This is a genomic window from Actinosynnema sp. ALI-1.44, assembly GCF_001984155.1.
In the GTDB taxonomy this organism is placed as follows: Bacteria; Actinomycetota; Actinomycetes; order Mycobacteriales; family Pseudonocardiaceae; genus Kibdelosporangium.
On record NZ_MTQO01000042.1, the window covers coordinates 169,905 to 181,390 of the forward strand.

Below are 11,486 nucleotides of genomic sequence, written 5' to 3' on the forward strand. Positions count from 1 at the left end.
AATGATCTCCAGGCTCTGGTCAGGAATACACGCGCTGGGTGTCCAATCGGGACACCGACACGACCGCGCCGCCGCGCAGGACCACCTCGGTGGGCGCCGGTCGCCCCAGGAACGCCAGCAGGCTGGCGGTCAGGCCGTACGCCCCGGTGTTCGGGATGGTGACCAGGTCGCCTTCGGTCGGCGACGGGATGTGGACGTTGCGGCTGAGCACGTCACCCGGTGTGCACAACGGACCGACCAGGCTCACCGGCTCCAGGTCGGCCGGGTCGACACCCTCCACCGGTTCCACGGCCAACGGCAGCAGCCGGCCCAGTCCCGCCATCCCGCCGAGGGTGTTGATCCCCGCGTCCAGCACGACGAACTTGCGGCCGCCGCTCTGCTTGATGTTGACCACCGACGCCACCAGCGCCCCGCAGTCGCCGACCAGGTAACGGCCGGACTCGCAGGCGACCTCCGGCGCACCCTCGGCCCACCCGGGGAAATGCAGGTCCAGCACAGCGGCCAGCTCGGTGCTGGTCTTCTCGTACACGGTCCGCTCACCGGGAACGGCGTACGGCGCGGCGAATCCACCGCCCAGGTCGAGCATCCGCACGGGCAGGCCCAGTTCGTCGCGCAGCCGGGCCGCTTCGGCGACGCTGCGCTGGAACTCGTCGACGAGGCTGGCTTCGTCCATCGCGTTGCTCAGCGGGAAGAAGTGCGCGCCGACCACCCGCGTGCCCTCGACCTCCAGCAGGCTCGGCAGCAGCGGCGCCAACGTCTCGCTGTCGAACCCGAACTGCGACGGCGTGCCGGTCATCCGGATGCTGCTGGACGACTTCGGTGCGACGGAGTTGATCCGCAGCAGGCACTCCGCGCGCAGTCCGCGCTGCACCGCCGCGGCGCCCACCCGTCGCAGATCCTCGTGTGATTCCACGGAGAACCTGCGCACACCGGCGGCGAGTGCCACTTCGATCTCGCCGCTGGTCTTGCCCGGCCCGCCGTAGAGGCACTCCTCCGGGCGGAAACCGGCGGCCAGTGCGGAGCGCAGCTCGCCGGTCGAGGTCAGCTCGGCCCGGCACGCCTCGTGCGCCGGGCCGGAGCCGAGCGCCCGCGCGATGTCGGGGTGCGGGTTGGCTTTGAACGAGTAGTACAGCGTGACGCCCTCGGGCAGCGACGCGCGCAGATCCCGTCGCGCGGCGAGGGCACGATCGAGATCGTAGACGTAGAGCGGGGTTCCGTAGCGCCGCGCGAGGTCGGCGTAGCGGGCGCTCACGAGCTCCGGCTTTCGACCAGCGCCCGCAGTTCCTTGAGCGAGTTCTTGCCGTTCGGGGTGAGCGGGAACTGCTCGAACACGTGGCACACCGCGGGGACCTTCGCCGATTCGAGCCGTTTGGCCAACGCCCGCAGCACGGCGCCGGGACCGAGGTCCGACTCGACGCAGATGGTCAGGTCCCGGTCCTCGGTCGGCGGCAGCACGGCCGCTTTCCGGACACCGTCGACGTCCATCGCGGCGGCTTCGATCTCCAGGGTGCTCATCCGGACGCCCTTGCGCTTGAACATGTCGTCGCGCCTGCCGTCGAAGTAGACGTAACCGTCCTCGTCGAGCCTGCCGTAGTCGCCGGTGTGCAGGCGCGTGACGCCGGCTTCGGCGTCCCACCGGAACGTCTTCGCGCTCAGCTCGGGCGCACGCCAGTACCCGGCCATCACGTTCGGGCCGGTCACGGTGATCTCGCCGATCTCGCCGACGGGCAACGGTGTGCCGTTCGCGTCCACGATGACCACGTTCGTGCCCGGCAACGCGGGCCCGACCGACCCTTCGCGCTCCGCTTCCTCGGCGGGCGGCATGACGGTGATCCGCTTGCACTCGGTGGTGCCGTACATCCGCACCACGACGGCGTTGGGGAACGCGACGCGCAGACCGTCGATGGTCGCCTGCGGCAACGCGGCGCCGGTGCTGGTGATCATCCGCACCGCGGGCACGGCCTGCTCACGTTCGGACAGCCAGACGAGCATCGCGCCCATCGACGGCACGACGGGAACCACGGTCGCGCCGGATTCGGCGATGTCGGACAGCAGCTTGTAGTCCGGCCGGGACCCGGACAGCACGACGTGCGCACCGGCCTGGCAGGCCATGATCAGCTGGTAGAGGCCGTAGTCGAAGGACAGCGGGACACGGCAGAACACGACGTCATCCTGCCGGTGGCCCAGCACCGCGTCGATGGCGTCGGCGGAGAAGACCATCTGGGCCTGCGGGCACACCACGCCCTTCGGGCCCGCGGTGCTGCCGGAGGTGTAGATGAGCACGCCGACGTCCTCGGGCTCCGCGTCGGCGGTGCCGTGGGCGTGCGTCTCCAGCAGCGAGGACACCTCACCGAGGTCGTGCACCGGGGCGTCGGTCAGCTTGCCGACCTCGGCGGCGGTCCGACCGTCGGTGAGGATCAGCGCGGGCTCGGCGTCCGCGATCACCCCACGCAGGTGGAACTCCTTCATCGCCGGGTTGATCGGTACGAAGATGGCGCCGATGCGCGTGATGCCGAACAGCGCCAGCGACATCTCGCGGACGTTCGGCAGGCGCACCAGCACCCGGTCACCGCGGCCGATCCCCTGGTCGCGCAACCAGCCCGCCAGTGCGCGGACGCGGTTGTCGAGTTCTCGGTAGGTCCACGAGCCGGTGTGGTCGGTGATCGCCGGGCTGTCCGGGTACTCGGCGGCGGCGCGGTCGAGAAGGTCGGAGAGCCTGGTCGCGCGCGGCCGGTCCAGTCCGGCGTCGGTCGCTTGCGTGGCGACGGCTGAAGTGGTCAACGGACTTCCTCCTTGTGGTGCGCCCTCGCCCTACCTCCCTGCGCCGACACGCTGTCCAGCAGCGCCGGGCGGTCGATCTTCCGGTTGGGGTTGAGCGGGAACTCGGCCAGGTGCCGGTACTGCCTCGGCACGAGCTGCTCCGGCAGTGACCGGCGCAGCAGCGCCGCGAGGGCGAGCGGGCGTTGCGGCAGCCCGGTGTAGAAGACGATCAGGGCGTCGCCGGTGAACAGGGTCACGGCGTCGTCGACGCCGGGGCACTCCCGTACCCGGTGGTCGATCTCGCCGAGTTCGACCCGCCAGCCGTGCAGCTGGATCTGCGAGTCGGCGCGGCCGAGGTAGCCGAGGACGTCCCCGTCCAGGCGGCGGACCCGGTCGCCGGTGCGGTACCAGCGTTTGCCGTCGACGTCCTCGAACCGGCCCTGTTCGTCGGCGGGGTCGAGGTAGCCGCCGGTGAGCTGCGGCCCGGTGACGCAGAGCTCGCCTTCGTCGGCGGCGGTGGTGCCGTCCGCGGCGCGCAGCCGGTACTCGTGTCCAGGGTGGACGGCACCGATCGGGACGACGCCGTTGACCTCGACGGCGCCATCCCACCGGTATCCGGTGATGGTCACAGTCAGTTCTGTTGGCCCATAAAGGTTCTCGACCTTGGATGCCGGAGCGGCCACGCTCCAGTCGGCGGCGTCGCCGGTCTTCAGCGCCTCACCGGCGAAGAACGACCAGCGCAGGCCGGACAGCGCGCCGGGTTCGAGCACACCGGCCTTGCGCACGTACGAGATCACGCTCGGCACCGAGAACCAGACGGTGATGCCTTCCTCGGCGAGGAACGCGGGCAAGGACAGCAGCGCGGACGAGGGCAGCGCGACGGCCGTCGCCCCCGCGTCCCATGCCGCGAACAGGTCGAACAGCGCGCAGTCGAAGGTCAGGTCGAAGGTCTGCGAGAACCGGTCCGCCGGGCCGAAGTCGTAGCGCTCCGCCAGCAGCCGGAAGTAGTGCGCGGTGTTGCCGTGGGTGATCCGGACGCCCTTGGGGCGCCCGGTGGATCCCGAGGTGAACAGGATGTACGCCGTGTCGCCCGGTTCGGCCGACGCGGGCTCGGCCAGCGGCGGGCCGACCGGCTCACCCCCAGGAACGAGCACGGGCAGGTCGACGGCCAGCCCAGGCAGGGCCTTGGCGCCCTGCTCGTCCACGATCAGCGCCCGCACCCCCGCGGCCTCGATGGCGGCCAGGTTGCGCACAGCCGGGAACTCCGGGTGCAGCGGTACGACGGCCGCGCCCACGTACAGCGCGGCCAGCACACCGATGTAGGCCTCTGCGCTCTTGTTCGCGAGCACACCGACAGCGGCCGGTGCCTGCCCGCATCGGGCGAGCAGGTCCCCGGCCCAAGCGAGCGCCAGTTGGTGCGCCCGCGTGTAGCTGATGTCGTGGCCGTCCACCCGCAGCGCGGCTCCGTCCCCGGACACGGCCAGCCCGTGGAGGAACCGCGCCTGTAATGCGTGCGTCATAGCGAGGGGGCGAGCGTGCTCGTGATCGTCCGCCAGAGCACGCCCGGGGTGGCGAAGGTCTCCACGTTCAGCGCGCTGTCGGCGAACCGGAAGTTGTACTGCTGTTCCAGCGACACCATCGCACTGACGATCCCCATCGAGTCAAGGCCGTGCTCGCGCAGGTCCAGGTCCTCGGTGAGCGCCTCGTCCGGTGCGAGGAAAACGAGGTGGTCACGCAGTACCTGCTCGAAATTACTGTCCCACATGGGATCCCCATTCCTCTTGGTCGATCGGAGCCGGTCGCTTGATCGGTCTCATGGCGCGCCGCACGTCGATGGGCAGCACCTCGAAGGCGCGCACCGAGCAGTCGGTGCGTCCGAACAGGCTGTCCGGGCCGGACACACACAGCCTGTCCACCGAGAGTTCACGCAGCACCCGCACGACCTGCGGCCAGCGCACCGCTTCGACGACGCCGTCGAGCAGCAGGGTGCGTACGCCGTCGGCGGTCGTGACGATCCGTCCGTCCTGATCGGACACGATCGGCAGCCGCGGGTCGGCGAACGTGAACTCCGCGGCGACCTCGGCTGCCAGTGTCCGGCGCAGGTCGTCGAACGCCGACGAGTGCATCGGCGGCCGCATCGTGTAGAGCGGCAGCCCGCCGATCCCCTTGACCCCGGCGAGGAATCCGTCCAGAGCGGATTCCCGCAACGAGACCATGAAGAAGTCATCGTCGAGGTAGCACGACATGTCGTACCACTCGCCGCGCTCGTCGAACCCGGCGAGCAGCTCGGCCAGTTTGTCCGGCGCCGTGCGCGCGATCGACTGCGTGACGACGTCGCTGTGCCGTTCGCGGAAGTACTCAGCCTCGCGGCGGGCGAACAGCGCGGTCAGCCGGACTGCTTCCTCGAACGGCAACGCACCCGAGTAGGCGGCGACCGTCTTGGCGCCGAAACTGGGACCGGTGCACACCAGCGGCTCGATCCCTTGCGTTTCTCCGGCCCACCGCGCCAATGCGACACAGGTGACGAGGAACGCCAGTTGCGCCGCCTCCGAGTAGTCGTCCTCGTCCGCGATCAGCCGCTCGACGAGCGAGTACCCGGCCACAGCGTCGGCGGCTTTGCGCAGGGGCCGCGCGAAGGGGTTGACCATCAGGAACTTCCCGACCTCGGCGACCCGCATCGGCCCCATGCCCGGGAACACGATGGCGGTGGTGTCGAGTGTCATGGCGAAGCTCCCGTATCAGCTGAGGACGTCGTACTGCCAGAACTCGGTGCCCACCACGACGGGCTCCTCGAACAGCGCTTCTGGGTCGGCGGGGTCGAACTTGCCGGAGTTGCGGTAGCCGAGCAGCGTTCCGTCCGGTTTGGTCACGAGCAGGTCCGGCGCGCCGTCGAGATCGATGTCCGTCAGGCACAGGAAGACGTACTCGTTCCAGCCCTTGGCCACGGTGTACCAGGTGCCTTCGCCCGCTGTGGCGGAGTGCGCGAGGTCGTGGTCGTCGGCGAACTCGAAGATGTCGATGTCACCGTTCTCCCGGCGCACTACGAGGTCCAGCTTGCCGTTGCCGGTGAAGTCAGCCATGGCGAACGGGAAGTCGGTGGGCGCGACGGTGGTGAGCCGGTGCGGGGTCTTGTCGTAGGTGTCGTTGGCCACGATGGCCCCGCCGTGGGGGAACCAGTCGACGTTGCCTTCGTTGACCTCGCGGCTGACGGTGTCGTCCGAGCCGTTGCCGGACACGTCGGCGAGCGCGACGGTCTCCCACACCCGGCCGTCGTCACGACGTCCCGACACGCGGATCGGCGTGTCGCTGAGCGTCTGCAGCCCGTCGAGACCACCGTTGTTCTGGTAGAGGAACAGGCCCCATTCGCCGTCCTCGCCCGGGTTGACGCCTTCCAGGCTGAACGCGATCACGTCCGCGGGGCCGCTGCCGTTCTGGGCGGCGCGCAGGAAGCCGAACCGCTGCCAGCCCATGTCCTTGGCGATCAGCACCGGCTCGCCGAAGGTCGACGTCCCGTCGAACTTCCCGCTGTGCGGCAGTACGAAGACCTCACCGGTGGCGTTCTTGCGCACCAGCAGGTCGGGCTTGCCATCTCCGTTGAAGGAACGGCTCGCACCGTTTCCCAGCATCGCAACCACTAGAGAACGCTCCACTTCGTCAGGCATACGCACGCGCGGCGGACAAGCACGCGAAGACAACATCACAGTCGCGGGAGGACGGTGTCACCTCAACCGAGTCTCACACCGCTACCAGCAAGTTTGAACCCCTACGCCGAACGCTAAGGGGACCCCAGGGTTCGGATCATCCGAACGCCGCCCGCAGCCTCGGCGCGAGCGCGGCCGGTGAGGGCTGTTCGAACAGTTCGGTCAGTTTCGGCCGTACTCCGGTCTCGGTCTCGATCCGCTGCACCAGTTTGGCCCCCAGCAGGGAGTTCCCACCGCTGGCGAAGAAGTTCGACTCCGCGCCGACATCGTTGCGGCCCAGTGTTTCCCGCCAGAGTCCGACGAGGACGTTGACCAACTCGTCGGCGTGGTCCGCAGGTGTGGCGTCGGCCTCGCCCGGGCGTTCACGCTCGTCGGCGAGCCGCGCGAGCGCGGGATAGTCGACCTTGTCGTTGCCGGTCATGGGAAACGCCTCGATCTCGAAGAACTCCGCCGGGACGGACGGCAGTGGGAGCGAGGCACGCGCGTGCTCCCACAGGTCGCCCGGCAGGTCGCCGCCGCGTGGAACCACGAACGCGACCAGCGACGGGTTGTCCGTGGCGGCACCGGCGAGCAGCACCGCCGCCGCGCGCACCCCGGCGTGCGCCAGCAGCACGGCTTCGACCTCGCCGAGTTCGATCCGGTTGCCGCGCAGCTTGATCTGCCGGTCGGCCCGGCCGAGCAGCTCCAGCCTGCCGTCGGGCAGCCAACGGCACAGGTCACCCGTGGCGTAGAACCGGCCGTACTCGGGATGCTCGCCGAACCGCTCGGCGGTCAGCTCGGGACGGCCGTGGTAGCCCTCGGCGACACCGCTGCCCGCGACGCACAGCTCGCCACGAACGCCGACCGGCAGGTGCCTGCCACCGGTACCGGCGACGAAAACCTGGGTGTTGGCCAGGGGTTTGCCGACGTCGACACGGCTGGCCGAGGGATCGACGATGCCGCTGGTGGACCAGATTGTCGTCTCGGTCGGCCCGTACACGTTGCGCACGCGGCACCCGGTGGCGGTCAGTCGCCGTGCCACCGCGAGCGGCAACGGTTCACCGCCGCTGAGCAGTTCCCAGCCGGTGAGCGCGCCCGCCGCGTCGTCGAGCACCAGACGCCACGTGGTCGGAGTTGCCTGCATGATGCCGCTTCCGGCCTGCTCCAGCACTTCCCGCAGGGCACGGCCGTCGGTGCGGGCGTCGTCGGGGGCGACCACGATTCGGCCGCCGGACACCAAAGGAAGGAACAGCTCCAGTGCCGAGATGTCGAAGCTGAACGTAGTCAGCCAGAGCATCGTGGTCCGGTGGTCGGCGTCGAGTGCGTCGGCGAAGTGCCCGATCAGGTTCGCCAGCGCGCCGTGGCTGACCAGCGTTCCCTTGGGCAGGCCGGTGGATCCGGAGGTGTAGATGAGGTACGCGCGGTCCGCTGCCGCGGGTTCGGTGGTGCTCACCTCGGCGGGCGGCGCGGTGTCGACGTCCGGCAGGCACAGCACGGGCAAGTCGCCGGGCACTTCGATTCCGGCCCCCGCCAGGGCGATCCTCGCGCCGGAGTCCGTGAGTTCGTAGGCGATCCGCTGCGCCGGGTGGTCCGGGTCGAGAGGCAGGTACACCGCTCCGGCCAGCCAGACGCCGAACGCGGCGGCGGCGAGTTCGGGGCCGCGGCGGCCGGTGAGCGCGACGACATCGCCAGCGCCGACGCCGTGCTCGGTGAGCTGGTCGCGTACGGCGGCAGCGGCGTTCCACAGTGTCCGGTAGTCGATCCGTCGGTCACCGTCCACAACAGCCACTTCGGCTGGGTTCGCGCTGACCGCGTCGGCGAAGCCGGACAGCACGGTGTTCGGGGTCACCGACCGGGTCGTCGCGTTGGCCGCACCGATCACCGCGCGGTCACGGTCGCTCCACACGTCCAGTTCCCCGACCGGACGGTCGAAGTCCTTCTCCAGGCTCAACAGCAGTGCTTCGTACCGCTCGATCATCGACTCGACGTCGGCGGTGTCGAACACGTCGGTGTAGAACGCCGCACGCACGCGCAGGCCGTCCTGGAGGGAGCTGACGAAGAACTCCAGGTCGAACTTGCTGGCGCCGTTCTCGATGACGAGCTGTTCCACCTGGCGGCCACCGGCGGTCAGCGGCGCGGACCCGCCCATCGGCGCGTAGTTGAAGACGTGCCGGAACAGCAGGTTCCGCCAGGCCGACCCGGCGCGCGGGATCGTCTCCACCAGGTCGTCGACCGGGTAGTCCGCGTGTTCCATCGCGGTGAGGAAGGTCCGGCGGAGCTTGACCACAAGAGCACGGAAGGGCTGCTCGTTGTCGACCGCAGCGCGGATGGTCAGCACGTTGATGTGGTAGCCAAGCGCCCCAACGGTAGTGCGATCTCGCACGCTCACCGGGGAACCGACGGTCAGGTCGGGCCCGGCGCCGTGGGCGGCCAGCAGGACGTAGTAGGCGGCGAGCAGGATCACCGCTTCGGGCGCGCGCAGTTCACGTTGCAGCCGTGCCACGATCGTCTTCACCGCAGGGGAAAGGTCGCGCGTGACGACCTGCCCGGTGAGCGTGACCTGTGACCCGGCGGACCGTTGGCAGCCCAGGTCGAGGTCGGTTCCGGTGAACCCGTCCAGCTGTGCGCGCCAGAACACCTCGCTCTTGGCCGTGGGCTCGGGCTCGGTCCACACACCCATCGGGGTGCACAGCTCGGCCGGTGGCTGGTGGCCGGACACCAGCGCGTCGTAGATCCGGGTGAACTCGTGCAGCAGGATCATCGTCGACACGCCGTCGAAGATGGAGTGGTGCACGGCGAGGCAGAACACGTCGCCGTCCGACCGCGGCACGTATGCCGCGCGCAGCAAAGGCGTGCCGTCACAGCGGAACGGCGCGGCGATGAACGGGCGCAGGTCGTCGTCCACTGTGTCCGCGACTGGATCCAGCACCGCGATCTCGATGTCGAGCGCGGGCAGCAGTTGCTTGGTCAGCTCGGCGTCGGTGGCGTGGAAGACGGTCCGGAGCACTTCGTGCCGGGCCAGCACCACGTTCAGAGTATCGGTCAATGCGGACAGCCGCAGCTCGCCGTCGATCCGGAAAGCCATGGACAGGTTGTTCACGCCGGAGTCGGGCACAAACGTCTCCAGCAGCCACAGCGCGTGTTCCTTGCGGCTCGCCGGAACTGTGCCCGCCTGTGCGACCGCGCTCATCGCTGGTCCACGCGCAGCAGACCGGTGATCGCCTCGGCGACCCGGTCCGACCGCAGCAGCTCGGGGTGCTCCACGTCGACCCGCAGCTCCTTCGCGACCAGCGCGGAGTCCGAGCCGTCGGCGGTGCGGTGGGGGTTGAGTCCGCTCTGCGGGCTGGTGGAGCTGATCGCGGTCGCCGAACGCCACGCCGATTCGACGTCCAGCTGCGCCGCGATGGACAGGTAGGAGATGAAGGCACCGAACATGCCCAGGATCTCGCCGGAGCTCGTCTCGTCGAGGCCCATGTCGGCCAGTGTCTGCTTCGCGACCGGCAGGAACAGGTGGAACAGCTCGGCGGCGAACCGGGTCACGTCCGGCGGCTGGACCTCGGCGAGCCTGGCCGCCTCCGAGCGCAGCATGGTGACCTTGTCCTGGGGGAAGACCCCGGCGAGGTTGCCGATCATCTTCTCGAACTGCCAGTACAGCGTGCCGACCGTCGCCTGCTCCGGGTCGAGCAGGATCAGCGCGGGCGGCTCGTCCTGCCGGGCGGCGATCCGCTCGGCCAGCGCCGCGCCGTAGACGGAACCGACGCAGAACCCGAGGATCCCGCGGACGGTGACGCCGCTCCCGGCGAGCTCGGCGTCCCATCGTTCGATGTAGTCGGAGCCGGTCAGCCCGGACCCGGGGGTCACCTGCGGCGGCACGGTCTGCCAGAACGCCTGGCCTGGCTCAAGCCGGGGTGCCAGATCCGCGAACCCGGCCTCCGGCCTGCCGGTCACCGGGAAGTCGACCGCGAGCACGACGTCACGGTCGCTGCCGCCGGACAGCACAGTCCAGGAGCTGAGTTGGGTCTTCACGAGTACTCCCCAGATTTGGGCGCGACAACAGGCGCGCTGGAAACATAACGACAGACGGGCAAGGCCAGGAACCCCTAGCCGGGGACCCCTACACCACCCCTAGAACCGCGGGTGATCAGGCGATCTCAGCGAGGAATTCGAGCATCAGGGAATCGAACAACTCAGGTTGTTCGACGTGCGGCATGTGGCTGGATTCCGGCAGGACCTCCCACCGCGCGCCTTTGATCTCGTCGGCGAACGGCCGGGCGGTGGCCGGTGTGGCCTCGTCGTGCCTGCCGGTGATCACCAAGGTGGGCACGGTGATGTCCGGCAACTGGTCGACCACGGAGAAGTCCTTGAGCGTGCCGATGACGTGGAACTCGTTGGGGCCGTTCATGGTGCTGTAGACGGTGGGGTCGTCGAACATCTCCATGAAGCTCGCCCGCACCTCCTTCGGCCACGGCTGCACGCGGCAGAGGTGCCGGTTGTAGAACGCCATCGTCGCCTCGAAGTACTCCTTGCTGTCGGTGGTGCCCGCCGCCTCGTGACGGCTGAGCACCGCCTGCACCTCGGCGGGCAGTTCGGCGCGCAGCAAAGCCGTTTCGGCCCGCCAGGTGACCATCGACGCGGGCGAGTTCGCGATCACCAGCCCCCGCAGCCCGGCCGGCTGGGTCGCCGCGTGCGCCGCACCGAGCATGCCGCCCCACGACTGGCCGAACAGGACGTAGTCCTCGATCACGCCGAGCCCGTCGAGCAGGTTGTCCAGTTCGTCGAGGAACAGCTGCGGCGTCCAGAAGTCCTTGCGGTGGTGAGGAAGGTGGGTTGAGCCGCCGTTGCCGAGCTGGTCGTAGTGCACGACCGGCCAGCCGTGCCCGGCCAGTTCGGCCAGGCGCAGCAGGTAGTCGTGGGTGTTGCCCGGACCGCCGTGCAGCACCACCAGCGGCGGTTTGCCCGAGCCGAGGTCACCGGTGACCCGGTACCACGTCTCGTACTGGCCGAAAGGGAGCTTCCCGCTCTTGACCGGAGCATTCATGACAACCT

Annotated in this window: 9 protein-coding genes; all 9 read right to left on the reverse strand. The window is 69.4% G+C overall.

The window, feature by feature from the left end:
* Positions 1-19: 19 nt before the first annotated feature.
* Positions 20-1,252, reverse strand: a complete 1,233-nt coding sequence (locus ALI144C_RS17060) for a decarboxylase (RefSeq protein WP_076988112.1) — start codon at positions 1,250-1,252, stop codon at positions 20-22.
* A complete protein-coding gene (locus tag ALI144C_RS17065) occupies positions 1,249-2,781 on the reverse strand; it encodes a class I adenylate-forming enzyme family protein (protein WP_237774178.1) in 1,533 nt (510 codons plus the stop codon). The genes ALI144C_RS17060 and ALI144C_RS17065 overlap by 4 nt, the downstream gene beginning before the upstream one ends.
* Positions 2,778-4,280, reverse strand: a complete 1,503-nt coding sequence (locus ALI144C_RS17070; RefSeq protein WP_076988113.1) for an AMP-binding protein — start codon at positions 4,278-4,280, stop codon at positions 2,778-2,780. The genes ALI144C_RS17065 and ALI144C_RS17070 overlap by 4 nt, the downstream gene beginning before the upstream one ends.
* On the reverse strand, positions 4,277-4,525 hold the full coding sequence (locus ALI144C_RS17075) for an acyl carrier protein (protein WP_076988114.1): 249 nt from the start codon (positions 4,523-4,525) through the stop codon (positions 4,277-4,279). The genes ALI144C_RS17070 and ALI144C_RS17075 overlap by 4 nt, the downstream gene beginning before the upstream one ends.
* Positions 4,512-5,483, reverse strand: a complete 972-nt coding sequence (locus ALI144C_RS17080) for an ACP S-malonyltransferase (RefSeq protein WP_076988115.1) — start codon at positions 5,481-5,483, stop codon at positions 4,512-4,514. Before ALI144C_RS17080 ends, ALI144C_RS17075 begins: the two co-directional genes overlap by 14 nt.
* Positions 5,484-5,498: 15 nt before the next feature.
* Positions 5,499-6,386, reverse strand: a complete 888-nt coding sequence (locus ALI144C_RS55495) for a hypothetical protein (protein WP_076988116.1) — start codon at positions 6,384-6,386, stop codon at positions 5,499-5,501.
* A 172-nt stretch (positions 6,387-6,558) separates the two neighbouring features.
* Positions 6,559-9,630, reverse strand: coding sequence for a non-ribosomal peptide synthetase (locus tag ALI144C_RS17090; protein ID WP_076988117.1), 3,072 nt, complete (start codon positions 9,628-9,630; stop codon positions 6,559-6,561).
* Positions 9,627-10,466, reverse strand: coding sequence for a hypothetical protein (locus tag ALI144C_RS55500; protein ID WP_168211272.1), 840 nt, complete (start codon positions 10,464-10,466; stop codon positions 9,627-9,629). The genes ALI144C_RS17090 and ALI144C_RS55500 overlap by 4 nt, the downstream gene beginning before the upstream one ends.
* Positions 10,467-10,581: 115 nt before the next feature.
* The gene (locus tag ALI144C_RS17100; RefSeq protein ID WP_076988132.1) at positions 10,582-11,478 is read right to left on the reverse strand and encodes a proline iminopeptidase-family hydrolase; all 897 of its coding nucleotides are present in this window, start codon (positions 11,476-11,478) and stop codon (positions 10,582-10,584) included.
* Between the last annotated feature and the right edge of the window lie 8 nt (positions 11,479-11,486).

Excerpts from the sequence above, each read along its gene's own strand:
- ALI144C_RS17070 (WP_076988113.1), bottom strand. The coding sequence starts at position 4,280 with ATGACGCACGCATTACAGGCGCGGTTCCTCCACGGGCTGGCCGTGTCC.
- ALI144C_RS55495 (WP_076988116.1), bottom strand. The coding sequence starts at position 6,386 with ATGCTGGGAAACGGTGCGAGCCGTTCCTTCAACGGAGATGGCAAGCCC.
- ALI144C_RS17075 (WP_076988114.1), bottom strand. The coding sequence starts at position 4,525 with ATGTGGGACAGTAATTTCGAGCAGGTACTGCGTGACCACCTCGTTTTC.
- ALI144C_RS17100 (WP_076988132.1), bottom strand. The coding sequence starts at position 11,478 with ATGAATGCTCCGGTCAAGAGCGGGAAGCTCCCTTTCGGCCAGTACGAG.
- ALI144C_RS17090 (WP_076988117.1), bottom strand. The coding sequence starts at position 9,630 with ATGAGCGCGGTCGCACAGGCGGGCACAGTTCCGGCGAGCCGCAAGGAA.
- ALI144C_RS17080 (WP_076988115.1), bottom strand. The coding sequence starts at position 5,483 with ATGACACTCGACACCACCGCCATCGTGTTCCCGGGCATGGGGCCGATG.